27 protein-coding genes, 2 pseudogenes and 1 CRISPR repeat array (1 of these 30 cut by a window edge) are annotated in these 25,352 nt (G+C 33.9%); of the genes and pseudogenes, 26 read left to right on the plus strand and 3 right to left on the minus strand.

Annotated features, from left to right (window positions below; all coding sequences use genetic code 11):
- A CRISPR array of direct repeats spans positions 1–2,146; the repeat unit is 37 nt; unit sequence CTTCCAAAGTAACTTCCATTAGAATAAGGATTGAAAC (it extends 7,468 nt beyond the left edge of the window).
- A gap of 28 nt (positions 2,147–2,174) precedes the next feature.
- The 24 genes and pseudogenes from HNP25_RS22040 to HNP25_RS06300 form a co-directional block, all read left to right on the plus strand.
- Positions 2,175–2,375, plus strand: a complete 201-nt coding sequence (locus HNP25_RS22040; protein ID WP_409012499.1) for a hypothetical protein — start codon at positions 2,175–2,177, stop codon at positions 2,373–2,375.
- A gap of 133 nt (positions 2,376–2,508) precedes the next feature.
- Positions 2,509–2,682 carry a hypothetical protein gene (locus tag HNP25_RS06180; protein ID WP_184131930.1) on the plus strand — a complete coding sequence of 58 codons (174 nt, stop codon included), beginning with the start codon at positions 2,509–2,511 and terminating at the stop codon, positions 2,680–2,682.
- A gap of 124 nt (positions 2,683–2,806) precedes the next feature.
- Positions 2,807–3,088 (plus strand): hypothetical protein, encoded by a 282-nt coding sequence (locus tag HNP25_RS06185; RefSeq protein ID WP_184131932.1) that lies wholly within the window; start codon positions 2,807–2,809, stop codon positions 3,086–3,088.
- A 125-nt stretch (positions 3,089–3,213) separates the two neighbouring features.
- Positions 3,214–3,543, plus strand: coding sequence for a hypothetical protein (locus HNP25_RS06190; protein ID WP_184131934.1), 330 nt, complete (start codon positions 3,214–3,216; stop codon positions 3,541–3,543).
- Between the two features lie 28 nt (positions 3,544–3,571).
- Positions 3,572–3,745, plus strand: coding sequence for a hypothetical protein (locus HNP25_RS06195; RefSeq protein WP_184131936.1), 174 nt, complete (start codon positions 3,572–3,574; stop codon positions 3,743–3,745).
- Entirely contained in the window at positions 3,697–3,900 is a 204-nt protein-coding gene (locus tag HNP25_RS22045) for a transposase (protein ID WP_184131949.1), read from the plus strand. The genes HNP25_RS06195 and HNP25_RS22045 overlap by 49 nt, the downstream gene beginning before the upstream one ends.
- Positions 3,878–4,165, plus strand: coding sequence for a hypothetical protein (locus HNP25_RS06205; RefSeq protein ID WP_184131954.1), 288 nt, complete (start codon positions 3,878–3,880; stop codon positions 4,163–4,165). The genes HNP25_RS22045 and HNP25_RS06205 overlap by 23 nt, the downstream gene beginning before the upstream one ends.
- Positions 4,166–5,143: 978 nt before the next feature.
- The gene (locus tag HNP25_RS06210) at positions 5,144–6,604 is read left to right on the plus strand and encodes a replication initiation protein (RefSeq protein WP_184131957.1); all 1,461 of its coding nucleotides are present in this window, start codon (positions 5,144–5,146) and stop codon (positions 6,602–6,604) included.
- A gap of 50 nt (positions 6,605–6,654) precedes the next feature.
- A complete protein-coding gene (locus tag HNP25_RS06215) occupies positions 6,655–7,629 on the plus strand; it encodes a ParA family protein (protein ID WP_184131960.1) in 975 nt (324 codons plus the stop codon).
- A gap of 8 nt (positions 7,630–7,637) precedes the next feature.
- Positions 7,638–8,627 (plus strand): ParB N-terminal domain-containing protein, encoded by a 990-nt coding sequence (locus tag HNP25_RS06220; protein WP_184131963.1) that lies wholly within the window; start codon positions 7,638–7,640, stop codon positions 8,625–8,627.
- A gap of 401 nt (positions 8,628–9,028) precedes the next feature.
- Complete coding sequence (locus HNP25_RS06225) at positions 9,029–9,886, plus strand: transketolase (protein WP_184131966.1); 858 nt, start codon at positions 9,029–9,031, stop codon at positions 9,884–9,886.
- Positions 9,887–9,967: 81 nt separating this feature from the next.
- The gene (locus HNP25_RS06230; protein WP_184131968.1) at positions 9,968–10,927 is read left to right on the plus strand and encodes a transketolase family protein; all 960 of its coding nucleotides are present in this window, start codon (positions 9,968–9,970) and stop codon (positions 10,925–10,927) included.
- A gap of 350 nt (positions 10,928–11,277) precedes the next feature.
- Positions 11,278–11,610, plus strand: coding sequence for an ArsR/SmtB family transcription factor (locus HNP25_RS06235; protein ID WP_184131971.1), 333 nt, complete (start codon positions 11,278–11,280; stop codon positions 11,608–11,610).
- 15 nt (positions 11,611–11,625) lie between these two features.
- Positions 11,626–12,099, plus strand: a complete 474-nt coding sequence (locus HNP25_RS06240; protein WP_184131973.1) for a DUF6428 family protein — start codon at positions 11,626–11,628, stop codon at positions 12,097–12,099.
- A gap of 98 nt (positions 12,100–12,197) precedes the next feature.
- The gene (locus HNP25_RS06245) at positions 12,198–12,938 is read left to right on the plus strand and encodes a metallophosphoesterase family protein (protein ID WP_184131976.1); all 741 of its coding nucleotides are present in this window, start codon (positions 12,198–12,200) and stop codon (positions 12,936–12,938) included.
- Between the two features lie 38 nt (positions 12,939–12,976).
- Positions 12,977–14,044 carry an ACR3 family arsenite efflux transporter gene (gene arsB / locus HNP25_RS06250; protein ID WP_184131979.1) on the plus strand — a complete coding sequence of 356 codons (1,068 nt, stop codon included), beginning with the start codon at positions 12,977–12,979 and terminating at the stop codon, positions 14,042–14,044.
- 374 nt (positions 14,045–14,418) lie between these two features.
- Positions 14,419–15,423: a ligand-binding sensor domain-containing protein gene (locus tag HNP25_RS21805; RefSeq protein ID WP_229202801.1), complete on the plus strand. Its 1,005-nt coding sequence runs from the start codon at positions 14,419–14,421 to the stop codon at positions 15,421–15,423.
- 129 nt (positions 15,424–15,552) lie between these two features.
- On the plus strand, positions 15,553–16,746 hold the full coding sequence (locus tag HNP25_RS06270; RefSeq protein WP_229202802.1) for a RagB/SusD family nutrient uptake outer membrane protein: 1,194 nt from the start codon (positions 15,553–15,555) through the stop codon (positions 16,744–16,746).
- A 524-nt stretch (positions 16,747–17,270) separates the two neighbouring features.
- Entirely contained in the window at positions 17,271–17,648 is a 378-nt protein-coding gene (locus HNP25_RS06275; protein ID WP_221432421.1) for a hypothetical protein, read from the plus strand.
- Between the two features lie 110 nt (positions 17,649–17,758).
- Positions 17,759–18,640, plus strand: coding sequence for an alpha/beta hydrolase (locus HNP25_RS06280; RefSeq protein WP_184131985.1), 882 nt, complete (start codon positions 17,759–17,761; stop codon positions 18,638–18,640).
- A gap of 130 nt (positions 18,641–18,770) precedes the next feature.
- Positions 18,771–19,886: an alpha/beta hydrolase-fold protein gene (locus HNP25_RS06285; protein WP_184131987.1), complete on the plus strand. Its 1,116-nt coding sequence runs from the start codon at positions 18,771–18,773 to the stop codon at positions 19,884–19,886.
- A gap of 48 nt (positions 19,887–19,934) precedes the next feature.
- Positions 19,935–21,242, plus strand: coding sequence for a family 8 glycosyl hydrolase (locus HNP25_RS06290; RefSeq protein ID WP_184131990.1), 1,308 nt, complete (start codon positions 19,935–19,937; stop codon positions 21,240–21,242).
- A 73-nt stretch (positions 21,243–21,315) separates the two neighbouring features.
- Positions 21,316–21,462 carry a hypothetical protein gene (locus HNP25_RS06295; RefSeq protein WP_184131993.1) on the plus strand — a complete coding sequence of 49 codons (147 nt, stop codon included), beginning with the start codon at positions 21,316–21,318 and terminating at the stop codon, positions 21,460–21,462.
- A pseudogene (locus HNP25_RS06300) lies at positions 21,396–21,674 on the plus strand (esterase); the annotation flags it as partial. The gene HNP25_RS06295 and the pseudogene HNP25_RS06300, both read left to right, overlap by 67 nt.
- A gap of 84 nt (positions 21,675–21,758) precedes the next feature.
- On the opposite strand, the gene HNP25_RS06305 reads toward HNP25_RS06300, so the two are convergent.
- The gene (locus HNP25_RS06305; protein ID WP_184131996.1) at positions 21,759–23,249 is read right to left on the minus strand and encodes a cryptochrome/photolyase family protein; all 1,491 of its coding nucleotides are present in this window, start codon (positions 23,247–23,249) and stop codon (positions 21,759–21,761) included.
- Entirely contained in the window at positions 23,236–23,385 is a 150-nt protein-coding gene (locus HNP25_RS06310) for a DUF2256 domain-containing protein (RefSeq protein ID WP_184131999.1), read from the minus strand. The genes HNP25_RS06305 and HNP25_RS06310 overlap by 14 nt, the downstream gene beginning before the upstream one ends.
- Positions 23,386–23,753: 368 nt before the next feature.
- Here HNP25_RS06310 and HNP25_RS06315 point away from each other — a divergent pair, with 368 nt between their 5' ends.
- Positions 23,754–24,677, plus strand: a complete 924-nt coding sequence (locus HNP25_RS06315) for a LysR family transcriptional regulator (RefSeq protein WP_184132020.1) — start codon at positions 23,754–23,756, stop codon at positions 24,675–24,677.
- 72 nt (positions 24,678–24,749) lie between these two features.
- On the plus strand, positions 24,750–24,953 hold the full coding sequence (locus tag HNP25_RS21810) for an aldo/keto reductase (protein WP_229202803.1): 204 nt from the start codon (positions 24,750–24,752) through the stop codon (positions 24,951–24,953).
- A gap of 193 nt (positions 24,954–25,146) precedes the next feature.
- Here HNP25_RS21810 and HNP25_RS21685 read toward each other — a convergent pair.
- Positions 25,147–25,352, minus strand: a pseudogene (locus HNP25_RS21685) (IS1 family transposase); the annotation flags it as partial.

Here is a 25,352-nt window from a genome sequence, read left to right on the forward strand (position 1 = left end):
TGAAACTTTTTCACCGAAATAGGGTGGCTCAATGCAAAACAACTTCCAAAGTAACTTCCATTAGAATAAGGATTGAAACTTTCAGCTTTTCAAATACGATTCACACCTATGTGAACTTCCAAAGTAACTTCCATTAGAATAAGGATTGAAACTAAACCGACTGTAAAGCCTCTTGATAATCTGCCTTCACTTCCAAAGTAACTTCCATTAGAATAAGGATTGAAACTAAACCGACTGTAAAGCCTCTTGATAATCTGCCTTCACTTCCAAAGTAACTTCCATTAGAATAAGGATTGAAACGCCTTTGGATTGGCTTCATTAGCATTATTAGTAATACTTCCAAAGTAACTTCCATTAGAATAAGGATTGAAACACTTCTTTCTGAATTCGTTCATCCAGTTTGTTCCGTGGGCTTCCAAAGTAACTTCCATTAGAATAAGGATTGAAACTTGGCTCAGTAATATTACGCCTGTGCCAACCTCGCTGCTTCCAAAGTAACTTCCATTAGAATAAGGATTGAAACAATAAATACTACCTACTACTTCTAAATTGGGTCTCATACTTCCAAAGTAACTTCCATTAGAATAAGGATTGAAACAATAACTTCAATGCCATAAGCATTAAAAATGCTATACAACTTCCAAAGTAACTTCCATTAGAATAAGGATTGAAACTAGCGTGCCTCAGCTTCTTTCTTTAGCCTTTTGTTATCTTCCAAAGTAACTTCCATTAGAATAAGGATTGAAACGTGAGGTCAATTTTAGCTTTCAGTTTGGCGATTTCTGCATCTTCCAAAGTAACTTCCATTAGAATAAGGATTGAAACTACAACCCTTGCACATTTGCCGCCCCGTAATCCAGAGGCTTCCAAAGTAACTTCCATTAGAATAAGGATTGAAACCCGTTGAAATTGACCCAAAAGAGAAAAAGACCGGGCTTCCAAAGTAACTTCCATTAGAATAAGGATTGAAACGTCAGCATTAATGAAGAATACCTCATTGATGCGGTGCTTCCAAAGTAACTTCCATTAGAATAAGGATTGAAACTGGACTAATTTTGTATTAATATGCGGTGTAGCTGTCCTTCCAAAGTAACTTCCATTAGAATAAGGATTGAAACTCGGAATATTGATGAAAAAATAATTTTTCAGACCCCCTTCCAAAGTAACTTCCATTAGAATAAGGATTGAAACTGTTACCGATATGCCTAGAAATCCAAATGAATTCTGCTTCCAAAGTAACTTCCATTAGAATAAGGATTGAAACCATTAACTTTCTGTCCTTTGTGCCAACCTCTACCCGCTTCCAAAGTAACTTCCATTAGAATAAGGATTGAAACCATATCTGGGATAAGAATTCGTACACATTCCTAAAATCTTCCAAAGTAACTTCCATTAGAATAAGGATTGAAACTGGCAGGGTGTCTTGAAGGGGGAACACCCCGAAATCTTCCAAAGTAACTTCCATTAGAATAAGGATTGAAACATACCCTTTACTCTACAATTATATTCAGCACTTACTACTTCCAAAGTAACTTCCATTAGAATAAGGATTGAAACATACAAAAATAGCAGAAAATATTGATTCTCTGCTATTCTTCCAAAGTAACTTCCATTAGAATAAGGATTGAAACTTAAAGCTCTATTTCCAGCTTTGTTAATTCGTATAAACTTCCAAAGTAACTTCCATTAGAATAAGGATTGAAACAAGGCTCGTAAAGAAGAAGCAGAAGCAGAAACTTTAACTTCCAAAGTAACTTCCATTAGAATAAGGATTGAAACAAGAACTTCTGTCACTTGAAAGAATTAAACGACCATCCTTCCAAAGTAACTTCCATTAGAATAAGGATTGAAACGTTTTGAAAACTTTGAAAGGTGAATCCAGCTTTTTGACTTCCAAAGTAACTTCCATTAGAATAAGGATTGAAACACGCTTGCCATTTTACGGGGTCGTGATTCGGAAGGTCTTCCAAAGTAACTTCCAATAGAATAAGGATTGAAACATATATAAAATACTTTTCTATATAATTCTAAAAAGCTTCCAAAGTAACTTCCAATAGAATAAGGATTGAAACACGGTTATATGTCGGATGCTACTTCTCGTTACGTAAACTTCCAAAGTAACTTCCATTAGAATAAGGATTGAAACCAAGCTTGTAAATAAACCCGTTCTTTTCTTGTTTCTCTTCCAGAGTAACTTCCAAGGTCAAAAGAATAAAATCCGTGAATTGTTTGTCGAAATCCTAGCTGCTATTCATCAAGAAACTCTTGCCAATGAATTGTACATATTATTTGAAGGAGCCTTGGCAAGTAGTAAAATTTTTAAAGAAAACTGGACTATTGAAGCTACCCGTAGAATTGTAGAAAAATTATTATAATTTTTAATTCAAAACAAGTTCAACTTCTTGATAATGAATAAGAAGTAGTTATTCCTGATGAATGTGGTGATACTTTATGGGATAAAGTTTTGGCACAATATGAAAAGACAGACACCCATAAATAACTAAAACTATGGCTAAGAATTTCGCAGAAATCGGATTCAGCTCCGCTGCCAAAAAATTACAAGAGCAATTTGGCAGCAGGGCCAATTATTCCCGCATGGAAAGCCAAACGATATACGAAGGATTGAGCAAATATGAACAACATTTTATTGCCCAAAGAGATACTTTTATATGGCAACTGTAGGCGAAAATGGCTTTCCGTATATCCAATAACGTGGTGGGCCAAACAGTTTTCTAAAGGATTGGATAAAAATAGGTTGGGATTTATTGACTTCAAAGGCAATATGCAGTAAATCTCTGTGGGGAATATGGCAACTAATAATAAAATAGCACTATTTTTAGTAGATTATCCAAATAAAAAACGATTAAAAATATATGCCAAAGCCGAAATTGTAGCATTAAAAGATAACCCAGAATTACATCATTTGCTTGATTTAGAAGATTATAAGTTTTGTCCAGAACGCCTAATGGTATTCCATATTGAAGCCTACGACTGGAATTGTCCACAACATTATAATGATTGTATTAGAGGAAGAAGCTATTCATGGAACTTCTATGCTAACGAATTAACACTATTTAAAGTTAATTGAGTCGGGAATAATCTCTTCGAAAGTAATACCTTTTCTATATAAATTATACCATTTTTGCTAGTTGCAATAATTTGTTATCTAGAAAAAAAGTTTATCTCTGAGGTTGCGACCAAAAGAGAAAACCCATGCACCAAGAATCAAAATTCTTAGTATTCAAAGATACGCCAGAAGATTTAGATTTAGGAAACTTCTTAACGTTAACCTTCTATTTAGTTGATGAGCTTTATCAAACTTTACAATATTTGGTTACCCGTTCGGGACCGACCCCATTTTTTTCAGATAGTGAGGTCATTTGCTTAAATTTAGTTGGACAAATGGTTTTTGATTCCGAAAAAGCATGGCATGGGTACGTCAAGAAAAATTATAAACACCTATTTCCAAGACTTTTGAAAAGGAGTCGTTATCATCGTAAATGCAAGGATTTACATCGAATCGCCGAAGCGACAAATTACTGAGTTAATGCGGAGTAACCTCTTGTATTATATGGCTACACATCTACAAGATTGGTTTATCATGGATAGTATGCCTGTATGTGTTTACACCAGAGCGTCTCGAAACTTACGTTTTGCCACTGACTTTCAAGTAGATAATGATACTTTGTATGGTCATTGTGCTTCAAAGAAGGAAGACTATTATGGATTAAGTTACATTTATTAGTCACTACACATGGCATATCGACTCATTACGTTTTAGCTCCAAGTGCTCATCATGATGTAGTACTTGGTTCAGAAGTATTAGAATCGTATCGAAACAATACGCTAACCTTATTTGATAAAGGGTATGTAGGTCTTGAAAAAATTAATCAGACCTAATGATTATCAATTAATTATTCAAAAGAGAGCAAATCAAACACCAAATACGCCTATTGAAAAAATATTTTTAGGAACTTTTAGGAAAACAATAGAAACAACAAATGCTCTTTTAGCAGGACAATTTAACATACAATTTTGTAGAGCTAAAAGTGCTTGGGGATTAACCAATAGAATTATTGCTAAAATAACAGCGTTGACGTTAGCTGTGTACATCAACTATTGCATTGGTTTACCTTTATTGGAAATCAAAAAATTTATCTTTTAACTAGCACAAATAGTTTATAATATAACTTTTGGAGTGTCATTGTCTTTTATGAAAAGTTAGCAAATCGGCTAAAATCATCCACCAAAGCAAAAGCTCATTGTGATACTTTGCTATCTGAAATATAACTTTTGGAGTGTTGAAAAATTAGTTTTCATCAATTTTATTCAAATAATCAAAAGCTCATTATGATACTTTGATATTAAACCTCATAATATAGCTTTTGGCGTGCTTAAAATTATATTAATGTTAAACGATAGCATGAGCTATTAACATTAAACACAACTATAACTTTTAGAGTGTTGCAATCTAATCTTTTATGAGCAAAAGCTCACGATGATACTTTGCTCTTTATCGTTAAATATAACTTTTAGAGTGTGCTTGCATGATTAAAATTTTAATGAAAGTATCTAAGATTCAAGCTACATTTTTATATATCTTTTTGAGTGTTCTAATTTTACTAAAATATTTCAACAAAAGTATTTTAACCTAAAATCTTTATAATAAGCATTACTTTTGAAGTGTTCTGTTTTCACAGGGCATTTTATTTTTATGAAAATCATGTCTTTTTTCTTATTCTAAATACATAAAAATCAACAAAATTACATTTGAAGATATTTCTTTATTATTTCCTTTATTATTTCCTAATATTTCCTCTTTTGTAACTGTTTGAAAATCAATTATTTGATACGTGTTATTATAACTTTAAGAGTGCTTGTTATAACTTTTGAAGTGTCATCGATAACTTTTGAAGTGCTTAATTATAACTTTTAGAGTGCGTTAAAATAACTTTTGAAGTGTTACGTATAACTTTTAGAGTGTTGTGTTTACTCATAAAATAATCATTATACAAAAAAATATATATTGATACAAAATTGAATCCCCCTTGCTTGTAATGCTCAAAAGTATTTGTATATTTGATACATATTTGAATCATTCAGAAAGTGTTGGAATGCAATTGTTGATAATCTTATTGCAGAGATGAAAAAAGATAACAAAAAAGAAAATCTTGTTGATAAAAAGGGCATTGATGCTCTTGAAAAAATATCAAGTAGTTCCTACATGATTGTTTTAGGAAATCCCCTGCTTAATGCAAAATTTGATTTGACTGCTTTTCAAATGAAAATATTTTATTTTCTAGTATTGAACACTAAGCAAACTGCTGAGGGTTTTTCTGTGACAAAAGTGAAGGTTTCGGAAGTGTCTCAGTTTCTAAAAGCGAAAACAAGCGATTATTTATACAATCTTCTTGAAAAGGAATCTCGAAAGCTGATGAAAAAAGAGATTTACTTAGAAGATGAAAATAGTTGGAAAGTTGCCAATATTCTTTCACAGATTGAATACCATAAAAAGGAGGGAGCATTTAGTTTTTTATTTCCACCGATGTTGAGCAATTATTTATTGCAACTAAAAAAGAACTTTACTTACATTGATGTTAGAAATTTAGTTTCTATGGATAGCATTTACGCTATTCGTTTTTATGGCTTTTGTAAAGAATTTGAACGCTTTGGGAAATTTCAATTCACAGTAAATGAAATGAGAAAAATGTTCAATCTTGAAAAAAAATACGAGATGTATGGACTTTTCAAACAAAAAGTAATTATCAAAGCACAAGAGGAACTAATCAAAAACTCTGATTTAATTTTTACATTCAAAGAAGTAAAGGAAGGGAAAAAAGTAGTTTCATTGCAGTTTAAGATTGAGAAGAATATTGCAAAATCCTCGCAACAACTAGAGATTGATGACAGAAACATTGTTTCTATTTTAGATGATGCCCCTTTTGAAGTAATAGAAACAATCACCAATCCTTCGGCTTTGGAGACAATTGAGGAAAAATTATTAGAAAAATTAAATGCTTTCTCAATCTCTCAAGAAACTATCAGCGAATGGCTAGAAAAATATCCCGTTTTGCAAGTGGAGTTAGGAGTGGAGTATGTTTTGACGGAAATTAAAAAAGACAAGAGTAAGATTAAAAATATACCAGCGTATTTAAGTAAAATCATTTCTTCGAGCCAGTTAATGGATAGACATCAGCAAGTGGAAGAAGAAAAAAAAGTAGTGAAAGCAATGTTGAAGAAAAACAACGAAGAAAAACTTCATTTCGAACAGCAAAAGCAATTACAAAAAGAGTTTTTAGAAGAGGTTTATCAAGAGAAAAGGAGAGAGGTTGATAAAATTTTAAATGGCCATTTAACGATTTATAAAAAGGTTTTAGATGTTTTGGCTGGTTCGTTGTATTCTTCAATTTATTATGATAATTACTTAACCAAAGTAGGAACAGAAATTAGCAAAGAAACCTTTTTAGCTTTCTTTCGAGAAAATACTGGTTTTGAAACCATTGTTATTACCACGCTAGAATCATTTAAAGACATTGACGTATTTAAAGAAATTCAGAAAAAGTATAAGGCTCAAGCGACCAAATTAGGCTTATCATACTATTAAAATATTGAACCATTAATATTAAAATTTATAAATCCATAGTGAGACAAAATATGAAAACTAATTTAACCTTAGAAAAAATAAGTAATTTTTTTAGACATAATCCTTCTCTAAACGTCAACGGACTTAATGATGAGGCTGGATTGCCAAAACGAAAATTAGATTTGGTCTTTAATTCAAATGGTTCACGAAAATTGAGCGAAGATGATTTTATTAAATTAGAACCTATCTTAAAGAAATACGGCTACAGCGAATATTTGTATCAGCACGCAAGAGTAATTTCTGTAGTTAATCATAAAGGTGGCGTTGGTAAAACTACCACAACTGCGTGTTTGGGAGAATCTTTAGTTAGCAAAGGTTTTAAAGTTTTATTAGTTGATTTTGACCCACAAGGAAATTTATCTCAAATTTTAGGCGTAGAAAACCCAGAAGTACAAGTAGCAGATTGTTTATTTACAAATTTGCCTTTGCCAATCGTTGAAATTTTAGATAATCTTTGGCTTGCACCTTCAGATATTTCATTGGCTGAATCGGAAGTAGATTTATTATCGAAAGTAGGAGGGGACGTTAGGTTAAAACACAAGATAGAGCCATTGTTAGAATCCTTCGATTATGTTTTGATTGATTGTCCGCCAAGTTTAAGTAAACTCACAGTTTCTGCTTTGAATGCTTCCAATGCAACGTTAATTACGATGTTGCCAGAATCTTCTTCTCTGAAAGGATTAAATTCTCTTTTAAATCGTATCAGTGAAGTAAAAACGCATACCAATCGTGATTTAACATTGGATGGTATTGTTTTCACGATGGTGAAAAAAAATACCGTTCACGATGGTTTTAAAGAAGCTGTAAGAAATAGTATGAAAGACAGTTGTAGAGTCTTTAAAACAGAAATTAGACACTTGATAGACTTTCAAAAATCACAAGCACTTCAGGCAACCTTGGGAACAATCAACAGTTCGTCTGAAGCCTATAAATGCTATAAAGATTTTTGTGATGAGTATGTTGAGTATTTACAAGTGATTAACTAATAGAAGCTATGAAAGGGATTGATTTTAAAAAACAATTAGCGTTAAGTACTGCTAATACTTTAAAGAATAATAAGCTAATAAGCTCTGAAAATATTAAGAATAACCTCATTATTTTACCTGAATTAAAGGATTTTATTCCTCCTTTGAATGCCGATGAGTTTAGTTCATTAGAAGAAAGTATCATTGCAAATGGTTGTAGAACGCCATTACTGATTTGGGATACTACCCAAAGTGTGATTAATCCAACCAGTGAAAACCCGAATGATGCCGCTTTTGTGTTATTTGATGGTCATCACCGCTATGAAATTTGCAAAAGAAATGGCATAGATTTTCAGATAGACTTGATGTCGTTTCCAACCATCGAGGATGTCAAAGATTTTATGATTGATTTTCAAGTAGGTCGTAGAAACATGACTTCTGAACAGATTTCATACTTGAGAGGACTTAAATATCAACGACTTAGAACAAAACAAGGAGGGGTTAGAACAGGTAAAGGAGTAGAAGATTTAGTATTGATTGATACAGCGTCAAAACTAGCCCAAGAGTTTAATGTAAGTCCCGCAACAATTAAAAGAGATGCCGTTTTTGCTCAGGGTTTAGATAAAATGAATATAGCGTTGAAAGGCGAAGTATTGAATGGAAAAACAAAAGTTGATAAAAAAACCATCCAACAATTAGCTAAAAGTGATATTGAAAAACCTATTACTTCAGTAGAAGAACTCGATAGCATTTTAGAAAAAAATCAGCACAAACCTGTTTTTTTTGATGAAAAAGCAGAAAGAAAAGCCTTATTAAACAAAGTAAACAATAGCATTAAAAATGCTACTGAGACAGAAATAACCATAGAAATTAAAGGTTCATTTATCATTAAAAATGCCTTAGAATCAACGTGGAAGCAATTAAGAAAAATTTCAGAGGAAATACTTATTGATGAAAATTTTACGGATAAAATATCACTTTCAGAAGCTATTTCTTTAGGAATTGTACGTGAAGCATAAAGTATTTTAAAAAAAGTGGTTTTCTAAATCTTCTAAGAAAACTACTTTTTTGAAATAAAATATTTAAAAGCTCTTTAATTTATCAAAACAAAAATTGTTCATGTTATATTTAATATCTACTTTTGTTTCATCAATGAATAATTGAACGCTTTGACTTTTACAAGTCATTTTTTTATTAAATTGAAAATGTGTATTATCGACACATTTTATTTTTGCATCAAGTGTTCTATTGTGTTATGGTTTAATCTAAAAAAAAGTATATTAAATTGCGATAAAAAACAAAACGTTTAGCTCATTTTTTTGGACAAGGTGTTCTATAGTGTTATAGTAATTCTCTCAAATAATTTAGGCTAGTAAACTATAAAAATAACAAAAGCATACAAAAAATTAATCAAGAACAAATGGTAATTACTGAATTACAAAAAGTTGCTTCGCAAGTACGTCGTGACATCGTACGTCAAGTACACGCTTGTCAGTCTGGTCACCCAGGCGGTTCATTAGGCTGTGCTGATTTATTGGTTGGTCTTTACTTCGACCAAATGACTTTAAAAGCAGATGATGCTGGAAACAAAGTTTTTGATATGGACGGTATCGGCGAAGACCTTTTCTTCTTATCAAATGGACATATTTCTCCAGTTTTCTATTCAGTATTAGCTCGTGCTGGATACTTCCCAGCGGCTGAATTAGCAACTTTCCGTAAATTAAATTCTCGTCTTCAAGGTCACCCAACTACGCATGAACACCTTGAAGGAATTCGTATCGCTTCTGGTTCTTTAGGACAAGGAATGTCAGTAGCCATTGGTGCAGCTCAAGCGAAAAAATTGAACAAAGACAATTCTTTGGTATTTGTTTTAATGGGTGATGGCGAGCAAAACGAAGGTCAAGTTTGGGAAGCGGCAATGTATGCTCCACACCACAAAGTTGATAATTTGGTCGCTGTTATCGACTACAATGGTCAGCAAATCGACGGGCCAACGGACAAAGTAATGAACAACCGAGATTTAGGAGCTAAATATGCAGCTTTCGGTTGGAATGTAATGAAAATGAATGGTAACGATATGGCAGACGTAGTAAAAGTATTAGCAGAAGCTCGTGCTTTTTCTGGAAACGGACAGCCAACAATGATTTTGATGACCACCGAAATGGGTGCTGGTGTTGACTTTATGATGGGTTCACACAAATGGCATGGCGTTGCTCCAAACGACGAGCAATTAGCCGCAGCTTTAGCTCAATTGCCTGAAACTTTGGGAGATTATTAATCAATGCAAAGTAAAAATCATTACATAATATTACTCCTTCAAAATCTATTCAACTGATTTTGATTTACTTAGAAATTCAACATGAAAAAATATACTTTCACAGAAAAAAAAGATACTCGTTCTGGCTTCGGTGCTGGAATGCAGGTGTTGGGACAAACCAACCCAAATGTTGTAGCACTTTGTGCTGACTTAATTGGTTCATTGAAATTGGATGCTTTTATCAAAGAAAATCCTGAACGTTTTTTCCAAACGGGTATTGCTGAAGCAAACATGATTTGTATCGCTGCAGGTTTGACAATCGGTGGAAAAATACCTTTTGCTACTACTTTTGCTAACTTCGGTACTGGTCGTGTTTATGACCAAATCCGTCAGTCAGTAGCTTATTCAAACAAAAATGTTAAAATCGCTTGTTCACATGCTGGTTTAACGTTGGGTGAAGATGGTGCTACTCACCAAATCTTAGAAGATTTAGGAATGATGAAAATGCTTCCAGGTATGACTGTAATCAACCCTTGTGACTATAACCAAACGAAAGCTGCTACTATCGCTGTGGCTGAACACGAAGGTCCAGTTTATTTACGTTTCGGTCGTCCAGTTGTTCCAATTTTTACTGCTCCAGACCAAGAATTTATCATCGGTAAAGCTTGGATGGTCAACGAAGGTGCAGACGTAAGTATATTCGCAACAGGACATTTAGTATGGGAAGCTATTTTAGCGGGAGAAATTTTAGCAGAAAAAGGTATTGATGCAGAAATTATCAATATCCATACGATTAAACCTTTGGACGAAGAAGCTGTCTTAGCATCAGTTCGCAAAACTGGTTGTGCAGTTTCTGCCGAAGAACACCAAATTGCTGGTGGTTTAGGGGATTCTATTGCACAAGTATTAATCAAAAAGCATCTTGCTCCATTAGAATATGTTGGTGTAGAAGATTCATTCGGTGAATCGGGAACTCCTGCTCAATTAATGGAAAAGTATGGTTTGAATGCAGCATCAATCGTAGAAAAAGCATTGAAAGCGATAGCTCGTAAACAAGCATAGGCTTTAGAAATATAGAGAAATTTCAGGCTAATCAACATAAGTCATCCCGAATTTTATTATAAAAAGCGGTCGAAAAACTAATTTCGACCGCTTTTTTATGATTGATGAGTAACGAATTCCTACTGTTTGAGCGGAGCGAGGTGGTTCGCACTTCGATTATGAATTCTTGATTTTCTTTTGCAACCGACGCTTTGGTTACTTTTCTTTCATCAGAGAAAGAAAAGTAAGGACTAGACGATAATACATTGAAATTCTCTAAAACTCATTATTCCAAAGAAAAAAATCGGATGACTCATATTTTTATATCAAATGTTTATCGTAATATTGCAATATAATAATATTATATAAAAATGGGTATTACAAAAGCAGCGCATTACAGTGCTGAGCAAAACGAATTGGCTGGTATCATTAAAGCCCTTGGACATCCAGCAAGAATAGCGATAGTTGATTATTTATTAACTGTTGATAGTTGTATTTGTGGCGATATTGTAAACGAATTGCATTTAGCACAGCCCACTATTTCACAGCATTTGAAAGAGCTTAAAAATGCTGGAATTATTAAAGGTACCATTGAAGGAAATGCCATTTGTTACTGTATCAATGAAACTGCCATTGAAGGTTTGAAAAATTACTTTAATGGTATTTTGAAGAAACTTGAAAATAAAAAATTTAACTGTTGTTAAAAACAAAACAAAAACATGATACTATCAGAAATCAAAGCAATATTGGCAACTGCTCAAGAAGTAAGTTTTGAATTAGAAAATGGACAAAGAGTACCTGCACATTTTCATGTAACCGAAGTAGGGGTTATCACCAAAAACTTTATTGATTGTGGCGGAACCGTTCGTAATGAAAAAGTGGCAAATTTCCAGTTGTGGAATGCCAATGATTTTGACCATCGTTTAGCACCACAAAAACTTTTAGGTATTATAGCCTTATCTGAAAAGGTTTTAGGAATGGAAGATTTACCTATTGAAGTTGAATATCAGGGAGAAACTATTGGGAAGTATGGTTTATCTTTCAATGGTCAAAAATTTATTCTGGTTTCTCAGCAAACAAATTGTTTAGCACAAGATAAATGCGGGATTCCTCCTGTAAAAAAGAAGATTTCTTTGGCGGATTTAGCAGTGGCAAACCCTAACGCTTGCACACCTGGCGGTGGTTGTTGCTAATAAAAATGGCTGGAAAACGCTTTCTGACAATCGTTTAGAAAATCAGAAAGCGTTAACATTAATTATAAATACTGCAAGTTTTTAATATTTACTTCAACATGAAAATTGTACTTTTTTCTGATGTTCACGCAAATTTACCAGCGTTTGAAAGAGCTTTAGAAGAGATAGAAAAACAAAAGCCTGATGCGATTTATTGCTTAGGTGATTTAGTCGGTTACAACGTTTTCCCCAATGAAGTAATCAATGAAATTAGGAAACGACATATTCCAACGATAGCGGGGAATCACGATGCGAAAGTCAAAAATTTAACTGAAAAGCAATTAGCCGAAACAGGTAAAAACTATGCTTACAGTATTATTGGAGCAAGTGAAAAAGAGTATTTGGCTACGCTACCCGCTCATATCCAAATTGATTTTCAGTTCAATGAAGACTCTCTAAAAATGCTTTTGGTACACGGTAGCCCAAAAAGTAACGAGGAATATCTTTTAGAAGATAAAGATGAAAACGATTTTATCAATGTTTTTAAAGATGCTGATGTTGATATTTTATGCTTTGGTCATTCTCATAAACCTTACTATCGTATTTTATCTGAAACCGTTGGTAATACGACCAAATATTATCACGCAATCAATACTGGGTCTGTGGGGAAACCCAAAGATGGCAATGCACAAGGAGGTTTTGTAGTCTTACATATTCACAAGAATAGCGGGAATTTATATAAAGAAAGCCTTCAAGTACAATTTATTCGCTTTCACTATGATATTGATTTATCTGTTAAAGCCATTGAAGCTAGTCCGCTTCCAAATGAATTTGCAGAAATGCTCAAAAAGGCATTTTAACTTCTCATTTTAAATAAATAAGTAATTCATCAATCTTTATGAGTGCTATCAACTGCAATCCAACCCAACGCAAAAAGCTAAGTTTTTTAGATCAATACCTAACTTTATGGATTTTCCTTGCCATGTTTATCGGTGTCGGGATTGGCTATTTTGTTCCAGATTCATCTCAATTTATTAATTCGTTTTCTAGCGGAACAACTAATATTCCATTAGCGATTGGATTAATATTGATGATGTATCCACCTTTAGCAAAAGTACGTTTTGAGAACATGGGTGAAGTATTCAAAAATACAAAAATATTAAGTGTCTCGCTTTTATTAAATTGGATAATCGGACCAATTTTGATGTTTTTATTGGCAATTCTTTTCTTTCATAATCAACCTGAATACATGGTTGGTTTAATTTTAATTGGTATTGCTAGGTGCATTGCCATGGTTATTGTTTGGAATGAATTAGCAGAAGGAAATCGTGAATATGCTGCTGGATTGGTAGCCTTAAATAGCGTTTTTCAAATTCTATTTTACAGCATTTACGCTTATCTTTTTATCACGGTTTTACCACCATATTTTGGCGTAAAAAGTATGGAAGTAAACATCACGATTGAACAGATTGCTGAAAGTGTTTTGATTTATTTAGGTATTCCATTTTTTGCAGGAATTATCAGTCGATATGTATTAATAAAATGGAAAGGGATTGAATGGTTTAATCAAAAATATATTCCTTTTATTTCTCCTATTACTTTGATTGCTTTACTTTTTACCATTGTATTGATGTTCAGTTTGAAGGGAAAATTAATTGTTCAAATTCCATTTGATGTACTAACAATTGCAGTTCCTTTGGTACTTTACTTCATTATCATGTTTTTGGTAAGTTTTGTTATTGGTAAAAAAATGGGAGCAGATTATGCTAAAAATACTGCCATTTCATTCACGGCAACAGGAAATAATTTTGAATTGGCTATTGCAGTTGCCATCGGAATATTTGGCATTAACAGTGGACAAGCCTTTGCAGGTGTGATTGGTCCTTTGGTAGAAGTTCCTGCATTAATTTTATTGGTTAGAGTAGCCTTCTGGTTTAAGAAAAAGTGGTACTCGGAAGCTAAATAAATGATTTTGGACAATTGCCTTCTTTGACAGCTCAAAGTCCATTGTATTACTATATTATTGTTGAAGCTGTTTAAACAATTTCGTTCTAGTATTTTCTACTTACAAAAACTGAATACTGCAAAGGCTCCTTCTTAAAACCTCAATATTTTCATGTGAATTATTTAAACCGTTCCCTAAAATAGAATAACGGGAATTAGCTTGTTCCCGAAATAATTGAACGTAAAGTAAAAGCCCTTCTTCATCAACCTCGTGAATATTGCGTTTATTTTAACAAGACTTATCTGAGTGTTTAATTATTTTTATGTAACCTCTTTTAAATAATTACTTTTCAAATAGGTATTGTTTCTATTGTTGGGTGAATAACGTAATTGACCATGACAAATAAAAACCTCTTTATATTTTTACTGCTGGTATTCCAACAATCTTTTGGACAAGTAAAAAACTATAATTTTATCAATATCAATAGTAAAAGTGGACTTTCTTCCAATACTGTCAACACTATCTTAAAAGATAAGTATGGGTTTATGTGGTTTGGAACCGATGATGGCTTAAATAAATTTGATGGACAAAATTTTGTAGTGTATCGCCATAGTGAAACAGATTCCTCTACTATCGGCAGAGGAGTCGTTATGGCTATGCAAGAAGACAAAGAGGGTAATCTATGGATTGGAACGAACATTACGCTGTCGTTATACAATCGAAGTTTAAATAATTTTATCAATTATGATTTTAGTAAATTAGGCTGGATTAGAAGCTTACAAGCTGACCACCTCGGAAATATTTGGGTTGGAACATACGCTGGCTTGTATTATTTTAATCCTAAAACGGAAAAAATCGTTACTTATAAAGCCAATCCGCTGAGAAAAGATCAATTAAACTCCAATGTAATTTTATCTGTATTTGAAGATAGTAAAAATAGGGTTTGGGTTGGTACAAATGCTGGTTTACATTTACTTAATCCTAAAAATGGAAATTTCATCCGTTTTGTACATAGTAAAGAAAATCCATTGACTATTTCAAATGATATTGTACGTTCTTTGGTAGAAGACAAATTTGGAAATATTTGGATTGGTACTGGTGAAGGACTCAATAAAATTGATTTAGCAAATAAGACTTTTAAATATTTTAAAGGTATTGATTCTGATTTTCAAACACTTAGCAATAATAGTATTTATAAAATTGCTTTCGATAAAGAGGGAAAACTATGGGTAGGAACAGAAGATGGACTGAACATTCTAAACCCAAATACTGGTAAAACTTTTCGGGTTGATAAGTTAACATCAAAAAAATACAGTGGTGTTGGAAGCTTCGTTGGGCGTTCAGTAAAAGATATTTATTTAGATGATAGTCATACGGAGTTTATAACTGTTCCTTCTTAAGCTGCAAAAAGAGACCCAGCAGCCGAAGTTTATAAGCTGATTATTAAGGACTTAACAGAAGCTTCCGCTGATTTACCAGACAAGTCAACGGCTCCATTCTTAGGTAAAGCTGCTACTAAGCCTGTTGCAATGTTCTTCTTGGCAAAGGCGTATCTTACACGTGGTTGGTTGACTAATTCACAAGCGGATTTTGCAGAGGCAGCAAAAATTTCAAATGAAATTATTGCGAATAAGGCAACTTACGGATTGGATTTATGGCAAGATTTCGGTGATGCTTTCGTGCCTGCAAATGATTATGGTAAAGAAACCATGTTTGTTAGTGACCACTCAAATGATGCCAAATTTGGTTATTATTCTGTAGGTGGTGGTGCCAGTGCTGGTGGTGGACAAAACCTTACGCCTTGGTTTACTAACTGGAATTATCCAAACAACAGTGGAGTTAATTCAAATGTAAATGCAAGCGGCATATTGGTAAATTCTGGTACTTCATTGATGGTGCGTGACTCATATTATGGTCGTCCATACCAACGTATTCGCCCAAATAGCGTTAAACAAACCGCTGGTGAAACTGCTGGGAAAAACTATTTTCTTGACCAAGCTTTTGTAAGAAGAGATATTGATTCAAGATTTGCCAATACATTTTATACAGTGTATATCGCCAATCAATCAATTACGAATACTGCAACAGCAGCCAATAACAAAAGAGGAATTGGTTACACCACACAAATAGGTGTTGATACTGCTGTTTGGTTGCCTGATTTTGAAGTGCCGGGTGCGCCTCAATTCGTTGGAACAAGACCATTTAAAGGTATTGTAGTTCCACCAAGTCTTTGGAAATCTGATGTTTATCCTGCAATTAAAAAACACATGGATCCAAGTCGTGGAAGTAATTTCAATGACCCATCAACTCGTCCAGTTGTGATTACACGTTTTGCTGAAGTATATTTGGTAGGAGCAGAAGCTTACCTACAAGCAGGCAATAAAGCAAAAGCAGCTGAATTGTTGAACGTGCTTCGTCAAAGAGCAGCTTATCGCAAAACTAATTCGGCAGCTCAAAATGCTGCAGCCGCAGAAGCGATGTTAATAAAAGAAGCAGATGTAACTGTTGACTTTATTTTGGATGAAAGAAGCCGTGAATTATTTGGCGAGTGGATGAGATACCAAGACTTAGTACGTACAAAATCTTTGGTGAGACGCATTAAGCTTTGGAATACCGAAGCAGCTCCTTACGTGAAAGATTTCCATCTTTTAAGACCAATTCCACAGTCTGAAATAGACCGTACAGTTGCAGGGCCACCATTTACACAAAATCCAGGTTATTAATATTGAATAGATAAAAGAGGCTGCTCCAAATTTTATATTTGGGGCAGCTTTTTACTTAATAGGTTCATTTCTAAACTACTTCAAAGTTTTATAGATATTAGTCATGCTTTCCATATTTTGAACTCGTTTTTGTAATATTATTTATATTTATTTAACAATTTCATGTTCATTGAACATTAGGTGCTTTTATTTACTTATTTGTGCTACTCAATTTTTTATCTATTCACTTACTTTGCTACATAAATTTTTCTTGAAGATGGTTAATGTTAATAAACAAGGAAATACTATTTTGTACGTATATTAATAGAGGTACATGGTACAGTTCCATACTGTCATCTATTAAAATAAATGAAATAGCTAAACCGATAAAAATGAAAAAATCAACAAGGATAGCACTTTTAGGGTTTTGCCTATTTGTCGCTATGTTCAAAACCTCAGCACAAGCAAACAAAGTAAAGAACTACAAAAGCACCAGTAACAGCTATAAAAACATAAGTCGAATTGGCTTAAATGAGTTTATGGATATGGACTTTAGACTCATCGGCTATTTTCCTAAAAAAGAACAGTGGAATCTGATTTCTGAGCAAATCAAAAATATTCCGATAGATTCTTTAAGATATGTAGATTCCTTAGATGTTAGCCAATTGGGAGATAGTTTGTATGTGAAGGTTTATACGCAAAATTATTTATATCAGAGTAAGAATGTCTATACCATTGCCAAAGACGTAAAAAACCTGACAGATACATTGAAGATTTATAACATTTATATCGATTTAGTAATGAAAGATTTCATACATGATTCCGAAACTTTTCGGACTAAGAATTATACCCTAAACTACATTTATAAAGAAAACATAGATAAAATCGACAAGAGGATTATATTCAATAAAATTTATCATTGATTTCCTACTGGTCTAAGTTTTTTTACAAACCTGTTGGCAATCCTTTTGGTTGTCGATATTTATTATAAATAATTGTAAACCAGTAAAATATAAATCCATTTTTATACAAAATGAAAAATAAGCTCTTTGTACTTGCCCTTTTTATCAGTAGCTATGCAGGGAATGCACAGCAGATTATTCCTTTGTATGAAGGTGCTGTTCCCAATGCCAAAGCAAGAAATATCAGCGAAACGGGTGCTGACAAAGGTCTATATAAAGATGTCACCGTACCAACGTTGGAATATATAAAACCCGAAAAGCCAAACGGTACTTCTGTTATCGTGATTGCTGGGGGTGGCTATGGAGTAATAGTTTACAATGGTGAGGGCTTGAGTACCGCCAAAGCATTGGCAGAAAAGGGGATTTCGGCATTTGTGCTAAAATACAGGTTGCCCAGCGATGAAATAATGGTGGATAAAAAAATAGGCTCATTGCAAGATGCTCAACAAGCTATCAAATTGTTGCGTGAAAATGCCGATAAATTTGGGATTGATAAAAACAAAATAGGCATTATGGGCTTTTCGGCAGGAGGACATTTGGCAAGTACTGCCGCTACGCATTTTGAAAAATCGTATATCGAAAATTCTAATAACACAAGCTTACGACCTGATTTTCAGATATTGGTTTATCCCGTTATTACCATGAAAGACGGACTGACGCACGGTGGTTCACGTGATAATCTTATCGGTAAAAACCCTACCGTTGCCGACATAGAAAATTTTTCAAACGAACTACAAATTAAAGCCAATACGCCACCCGCTTATTTGACCCACGCTGCCGACGATAAACTCGTCGATGTTGACAACAGTATTTCATATTTTGAAAATTTACGAAAAAATAAAGTAGAGGTAGAAATGCACATTTATCCCAAAGGCGACCATGGATTTATTTTTCGCCATAAAGGTTGGATGGAACCTCTTTTTGATTGGATGAAACGGAACAATTGGTTATAAATCTCAATATTTATCAATAGTATTTAAAGTAATGGACACAATTTAAGCAACGTTTTTATTTATATAAATTTGATTATCAGTCATATCACTCATTTATTCAATTATTCAATTTAACGTTAACCTAAAAACAATGAAAATCAAAATTTTATTACTCTTATTGACCACAATCATTTCCTTTGGATTTTCCTTTGCTCAGGCACAGCAAACGACTATTATTGAGGACTTTAAACCCTCTTCGCTCAACCAACCGCAACAAGAGTATCCGATGGTAAATTCTCAAGGATATGCCCGTTTTAAAATTATAGCCCCTGCTGCTGATAGTGTTCGTGTAAGTTTGGGTCTTGGTGGTAGAGGTGGCACAAAATTAGAAAAAGCTAGTGACGGAAGCTGGATGGGCACTACAGAAGGCCCAATGGACGAAGGTTTTCATTATTATAATGTAAAAATCGACGGAGGAAAATTTAATGACCCCGGAGCTATGAATTACTACGGCTCAATTCGTTGGGAAAGTGGCATTGAAATTCCTGCTCATGACCAAGATTTTTATACCCTCAAAAACGTACCGCACGGTCATGTACAGCAAGTTTTATTTCCTTCGCCAAGCACCAATACTTCACGCAGAGCCTTTGTTTATACGCCTCCTGGCTACGAAATGGGCAAAGAGAAATACCCTGTTTTGTATTTACAACATGGCTGGGGCGAAGACGAAACTGCTTGGATGAACCAAGGTCATGCCAATTTAATCATGGACAACCTCATTACCGAAGGAAAAATCAAACCTTTCATTATCGTAAATACTTATGGCATGACCAACGAAGTGAAATACGGAAGAATAAGAGATTTCAAAATTGAAGCATTTCAAACGGTTTTGATAGATGAATTGATACCATACATTGATGCTCATTTCAGAACCATTGCCAAACAAACGCACCGTGCAATGGCTGGACTAAGTATGGGTGGCATGGAAACAAAAACCATTACCTTGAATAAGCCAGAAGTGTTTTCATATTATGCACTTTTGAGTGGTGGTACTTATGCACCAACCGACATCAAGGATAAATCTAAAGTAAAACTTATTTTCTTGAGTTGCGGTAGCAGAGAAAGACCCGAAGGCGTCATAAAAGCTGTTGAAGCATTAAAAGAGGCAAATTTCAATGCTGTTTCTTATATTTCCGACAAAACTGGTCACGAGTTCCAAACTTGGCGTAGAAGTTTATACGAATTAGCTCCATTATTGTTTAAATAAATATGCAAAAGATGAGATTATATAATGATCCATTTTGATAAAGGACAAATGAAAAACCAGATAATTAACTTAATAACTAATAAAATACAAATAGCAGTTATATTAATATTTTCAATAGTATTATTTAAGCCATTTGTAGTAATAGGACAAGGTAAAAGCAATTTAGAAAGAGGAAATAGTCAAGCTTCCATTGTTACAGGGAAATACCATAATCTGTTTTTGGAAATAGGATATAGTCAAAACGAGATAGATGCTAAAATTGCCAAAGCATACTATGATATTTTTGAGGGATCTAATCGGGTATATTTTGCCGTTGGAGATTCTATGGCTTATGTTTCTGATATAAAAAATCATGATGCCCGAACCGAAGGACTTTCTTATGGGATGATGATTGCCGTTCAACTCAACAAAAAAGAGGTTTTTGATAAAATTTGGAGATGGTCAAAAAAATATCTTCAACACCAAAGCGGCCCACGTGAAGGTTATTTTGCATGGAGTATCAATACTGAAACGATGAAAAAAAATTCAGAAGGTTCGGCTTCTGATGGCGAATTGTATTATGTCACCAGTTTACTATTTGCAGCCAATAAATGGGGAAACAATACTGGTATCAACTATTACAATGAAGCACGAAGAATATTAGATGCCATGTGGAAAAAAGATGGTACAGGTAATATTTATAATCTGTTAAACACAGAACATAAGCAAATTACCTTTGTGCCTGAAGGCAATAGTTATAACTGGACAGACCCTTCATATCATTTACCAGCATTTTATGAAGTATGGGCATTATATGCCAAAGATGGTCACGAAGATTTTTATAAAGAATGTGCCGATACTTCTCGAGTTTTTTTACACAGAGCTTGCCATCCAGTAACAGGACTCAATTCAGACTATACAGAATTTAGTGGAACTCCCCACCCAACTCGCTGGATGCCGCCAGGCTTTCGTTATGATTCATGGCGTGTACCCATGAATATTGCCATGGATTATACTTGGTTTGGGAAAGACAAAGCTTGGCAAGAAGATTATGCCAAAAGATTTCAAAATTTTCTTCGCTCAAAAGGAATGGATACTTATGACGACCAGTTTAATTTAGACGGCACAAAACCTGATTTTATTTTGCAGGCAGGAACTGTCCCAAAACTCAGACATTCTATTGGCTTGGTTGCTACGGCAGCCACAGCTTCGCTTGTGAACAAAGATAAAAACAAAGTAGATTTTGTAAAAGCCGTTTGGAATGCCAAATTAGAACCTTACGAAGATGGCTATTTCGACCCATATTATGACGGATTGATGTATTTGTTCAGCTTAATGCACCTCAGCGGAAAGTATCAAATCATACAACCACAGTAAATTTATCTCTAATTTATCTTTTAACGATTCGACTATGAAAAAAACAATAGTAAGTTTTTCTATATTTTTTCTCATGAACCTAATGGTTTATGCACAGAAAATAGAAAAAGAAGCACCCAAAGGCTTCGACCAAGTGCGAACGGGTATTGCAAGGGTGCGTTCAGTTCGGGATGGTGGGCAAACAATCCTAAATTATCTGACCCACAATATGATTTTATGAAAAACAATACCACGACCATCAATACCAATCTTAAAGAATTATGGGTTTCGATGGGAGGGAAAGAAGATATAGCTCATGCCAATTGCCAAATCATGTTGAAAAAATTTGATGATATGGGTATTAAATACAAATATAGCGAATACGCTGGCGGTCATTCTTGGCCAGTTTGGCGACACGACATTTTCTTATTTTCACAAATCTTATTCAAATAAATACTAAGAAGGTCAATATCAAATCATGTTTTCTGATTGGATATTGACCTTTTGGATAAACCCGATGTCTTGGGTAATTATTAATCATCTATTCTCTTCTAACCTAGCAAGGAATTCATTTGCACGGTGATGAATGGATTGCTTTTTGTCTTCATCCCATTTATCAAAGGTTTTAACGAGCATACTAAGTCTTGGGTTTTTTAGGAAAAAAACTCGTTGTTTGTCTAGAAATCGCCAAAATAATGCGTCCCAAGTCTCCTGCCAGTCACCTTTGGGATAATCACTCATTTTCATAAGATAATTACTGGCACTTATATAAGGCTTTGTGGACATCATCCCACCATCAGCAAACTGGCTCATTCCGTACACATTTGGTACCATTACCCAATCATAAGCATCTATGAAGAATTCCATGAACCACCGATATACTTCGTCTGGGTCAAATTCACAAAGCAACATAAAATTACCAAGAACCATCAACCGCTCAATATGATGGCAATAACCTGTTTTCAAAACCTTTTTGATGGTTTCATCAACAGGGAAAATCCCCGTGTTTCCATCATAGAAACTCTTTGGAATCTTTTTAGTGAAGCCCCAATAATTCTTTGTTCGTTCCTCACTTCCTTTTGATACATATACTCCTCTGATAAACTCACGCCAGCCGATAATTTGCCTAATAAAACCTTCCAGCGAATTAATTGGTACGTCATTGGCATGACTATAATGCAAAGTATGCTTTAATACCTGTGCAGGACTGAGCATCCCAACATTCAGCATAGGCGTGAGCAAACTATGGTTCAGTAATAGTTCTTTATGTACTATCGCATCCTCATAGTCACCAAAATCTACCATGCGATTTTCAAGAAATTGATGTAGCCATTGTTCACTTGCTTTGTAACCAATTGGATAATTTATACTGTCTGAAAAAATACCAATATTGTCAGCAAAATAGGTATTTGTGTAGGCTCTGGCTTCTTGGGCATAAGTATCTATTAAAGGATATTCACACTTTACAATAGCCTTTCCTTTCGGATATTTCTTTCGATTATCTACGTCAAAAGTCCATTGCCCTCCTATTGGCTCACCCGATTCTTCTAACAAAATTTTCCTACTGATTCTTTCTTGTTTATAAAATTCAGTTTGAAAAAATTTCTTTTTTGATGGTTTAAAAAAATGTTCCAATTCTTGCCCTGTATTCAAAAACATAGGCGATTCTAGCACATTAATTTTGATATTTAATTCATGACAACTCGCTTTTACTCTTTTAAGTAGCCAATCATCAACAGGGTCAATCAAAACGACAGATGCTACGCCTAAACTGTGTAAATAAGGAATTAATACTCGTATGTCAGATTCTTTTTCCGTGGCTTGAACATAATTTACCGAAAAGCCTTTCTCAAGCAAGAAGTTTTCATAATACTTCATGGTAGCTCTATGAAAAGCTATTTTTTGTTTGTGAAAGTTATATTGCCTGAAAAACAGGAATTCTTCAACCAAATAGAAAGTACCTTCTACAGCAAACAATGGACTCAATTGAAATAATTGATGAGGGAAAATAAGTTTAATGGTTTGCATGTGCTATGTTTTTATTCCTTCTACATTTTTCACTACAATACTTTACATCGTCCCAATGCTTTTCCCATTTTTTACGCCAAGAGAATGGTAATTTACAGACAAGACAGATTTTTTGAGGAAGTTCGCTTTTTTTCATGTGTTTTCTTTAACTCACAAATACAAACACTCCTCTGTTTGAATTGTTTAGCATTCATTATTATCAATATCTTGTTTGAGATACGATGCACATTCTCATAATATGTTAAGAAGTAATTTTCCTGCCATAAAATTCCCAAGCTGTGTCATCAACAAGTTTAAATTTCGAACTTTTCCATTTTCCTGAGATTTTCTGTATTTGCACTTGAAGGCAAGCGTCTTTAACAATAAAGGTTTTTATAAGTACTCAACAACTGCCAGATATTTTCATGGCTGAGATACGACAATGATGCCCAGCACAAAGAATCGTAATGCTGGATTGGTTATATATTTTATTTATATTTGTTATACTAATCATTAAATATATTTATGAATTATACTTTACATCAACTACAAGTATTCTTGAAAGTAACCCAAACTCAGAGTATTACAAAGGCCTCTGAAGAATTACACCTGACTCAACCTGCGGTGTCGATTCAACTCCGAAATTTCCAAGAACAATTCGATATTCCATTGACAGAAGTAGTTGGAAGAAAGCTATTTGTCACAGATTTTGGAAAAGAAATCGCTATTGCTGCCGAGCGAATTTTGAATGAAGTAAACGCAATAAATTTCAAAACGTTAGCTTACAAAGGACAGCTCACGGGGCGGCTAAAGCTTTCGGTAGTTTCTACAGGAAAATATGTGATTCCTTACTTTTTAACTGATTTTTTGAAGCAACACGAAGGCATAGAATTGATTTTGGATGTAACCAACAAAGCCAAAGTATTGGAAAGTTTAGAGAATAATGAAGTAGATTTTTCATTAGTGTCTGTCTTACCCGACAATTTACAGGTTGAAAAAATTACTTTGATGCAAAACAAATTATTTTTGGTTGGTAATACACAAGTATCCTTTACCCATAGAAATTACGAGAAAGATATTTTTGAAACGCTTCCTCTTATTTATCGAGAAAAAGGTTCAGGGACTAGACATGCGATGGAAAAATATGTAGAGGAAAATAAAGTTTCAGTCAGAAAAAAGATGGAACTGACTTCTAACGAAGCGGTAAAGCAAGCAGTAATTGCTGGTTTGGGTTATTCAATAATGCCACTTATTGGTATAAAAAATGAGCTACTTAACGGAGACTTGCAAATCATCCCCGTGAACGGATTACCCATCATTACGACTTGGCATTTGATTTGGTTGAAAGGGAAAAATTTCTCACCAGTGGCAAAAGCTTTTCTGAATTATCTTCAAGAAGAAAAAACAAAAATCATTCAGGATAAATTTAATTGGTTTGAAAAGTTTTGAAGTAAGAAGTCAGCCAAACTGCATTTTAGATACAGTTGAACTTTTTAAGCTTCCGACCTTTGCACTTCACAATTGAATAAAAATGATGATTACAAAATTTTAGGAAATACAGGCTTGAAGGTTTCAACTTTGTGTTTAGGAACAATGAATTATGGTGGAAAAGGTTTTTGGGGTTACATGGGAAATCTTGACCAAAATACAGTTGATGAACAAATAAAAACTGTAACCGAAGCAGGGGTTAATTTTATAGATACCACAAGCATTTATTCAACCTGAGTTCGATTAAAGAGTTATCTAAAAATCACTAACTAATTAGATTTTAGAACTTCATATTTAATACTTGTTTTTTGGGGAAAAAGCAGTGGGCAATAATTCCTGCAATGATGTTTTGGTATTGTAATATTTTAACTGACAATATTTTGATTGTATGATATGCTCAAAGTTTAAAATGAAGGTTGAGCATATACTCTTTTTTAGAAAACGATAGTGTTTTTCTTACGAAACTGCTGAAGCGTTGTCTAATGGTGTTATTTAATTTCTCAATATGAGCGGTTTTGCCAGTTTCCTTTCCGACTTTGGTATGCGTTTCACTAGGAATACAGTTATATGATTTCCCAAAATCGCTAAAACTATTACATTTCAAATATTTGTAAGGTAATTTTCGCCATAGTAGCT

This window comes from Arcicella rosea (assembly GCF_014204325.1).
Lineage (GTDB): Bacteria > Bacteroidota > Bacteroidia > Cytophagales > Spirosomataceae > Arcicella > Arcicella rosea_A.

What these genes read in the sequence shown, in the direction of transcription:
- HNP25_RS06180 (WP_184131930.1), top strand. Translation starts at nt 2,509, where the DNA reads ATGGCTAAGAATTTCGCAGAAATCGGATTCAGCTCCGCTGCCAAAAAA.
- HNP25_RS06185 (WP_184131932.1), top strand. Translation starts at nt 2,807, where the DNA reads ATGGCAACTAATAATAAAATAGCACTATTTTTAGTAGATTATCCAAAT.
- HNP25_RS06190 (WP_184131934.1), top strand. Translation starts at nt 3,214, where the DNA reads ATGCACCAAGAATCAAAATTCTTAGTATTCAAAGATACGCCAGAAGAT.
- HNP25_RS06195 (WP_184131936.1), top strand. Translation starts at nt 3,572, where the DNA reads ATGGCTACACATCTACAAGATTGGTTTATCATGGATAGTATGCCTGTA.
- HNP25_RS06210 (WP_184131957.1), top strand. Translation starts at nt 5,144, where the DNA reads ATGAAAAAAGATAACAAAAAAGAAAATCTTGTTGATAAAAAGGGCATT.
- HNP25_RS06215 (WP_184131960.1), top strand. Translation starts at nt 6,655, where the DNA reads ATGAAAACTAATTTAACCTTAGAAAAAATAAGTAATTTTTTTAGACAT.
- HNP25_RS06220 (WP_184131963.1), top strand. Translation starts at nt 7,638, where the DNA reads ATGAAAGGGATTGATTTTAAAAAACAATTAGCGTTAAGTACTGCTAAT.
- HNP25_RS06225 (WP_184131966.1), top strand. Translation starts at nt 9,029, where the DNA reads ATGGTAATTACTGAATTACAAAAAGTTGCTTCGCAAGTACGTCGTGAC.
- HNP25_RS06230 (WP_184131968.1), top strand. Translation starts at nt 9,968, where the DNA reads ATGAAAAAATATACTTTCACAGAAAAAAAAGATACTCGTTCTGGCTTC.
- HNP25_RS06235 (WP_184131971.1), top strand. Translation starts at nt 11,278, where the DNA reads ATGGGTATTACAAAAGCAGCGCATTACAGTGCTGAGCAAAACGAATTG.
- HNP25_RS06240 (WP_184131973.1), top strand. Translation starts at nt 11,626, where the DNA reads ATGATACTATCAGAAATCAAAGCAATATTGGCAACTGCTCAAGAAGTA.
- HNP25_RS06245 (WP_184131976.1), top strand. Translation starts at nt 12,198, where the DNA reads ATGAAAATTGTACTTTTTTCTGATGTTCACGCAAATTTACCAGCGTTT.
- arsB (WP_184131979.1), top strand. Translation starts at nt 12,977, where the DNA reads ATGAGTGCTATCAACTGCAATCCAACCCAACGCAAAAAGCTAAGTTTT.
- HNP25_RS21805 (WP_229202801.1), top strand. Translation starts at nt 14,419, where the DNA reads ATGACAAATAAAAACCTCTTTATATTTTTACTGCTGGTATTCCAACAA.
- HNP25_RS06270 (WP_229202802.1), top strand. Translation starts at nt 15,553, where the DNA reads ATGTTCTTCTTGGCAAAGGCGTATCTTACACGTGGTTGGTTGACTAAT.
- HNP25_RS06275 (WP_221432421.1), top strand. Translation starts at nt 17,271, where the DNA reads ATGGACTTTAGACTCATCGGCTATTTTCCTAAAAAAGAACAGTGGAAT.
- HNP25_RS06280 (WP_184131985.1), top strand. Translation starts at nt 17,759, where the DNA reads ATGAAAAATAAGCTCTTTGTACTTGCCCTTTTTATCAGTAGCTATGCA.
- HNP25_RS06285 (WP_184131987.1), top strand. Translation starts at nt 18,771, where the DNA reads ATGAAAATCAAAATTTTATTACTCTTATTGACCACAATCATTTCCTTT.
- HNP25_RS06290 (WP_184131990.1), top strand. Translation starts at nt 19,935, where the DNA reads ATGAAAAACCAGATAATTAACTTAATAACTAATAAAATACAAATAGCA.
- HNP25_RS06295 (WP_184131993.1), top strand. Translation starts at nt 21,316, where the DNA reads ATGAACCTAATGGTTTATGCACAGAAAATAGAAAAAGAAGCACCCAAA.
- HNP25_RS06305 (WP_184131996.1), bottom strand. Translation starts at nt 23,249, where the DNA reads ATGCAAACCATTAAACTTATTTTCCCTCATCAATTATTTCAATTGAGT.
- HNP25_RS06310 (WP_184131999.1), bottom strand. Translation starts at nt 23,385, where the DNA reads ATGAAAAAAAGCGAACTTCCTCAAAAAATCTGTCTTGTCTGTAAATTA.
- HNP25_RS06315 (WP_184132020.1), top strand. Translation starts at nt 23,754, where the DNA reads ATGAATTATACTTTACATCAACTACAAGTATTCTTGAAAGTAACCCAA.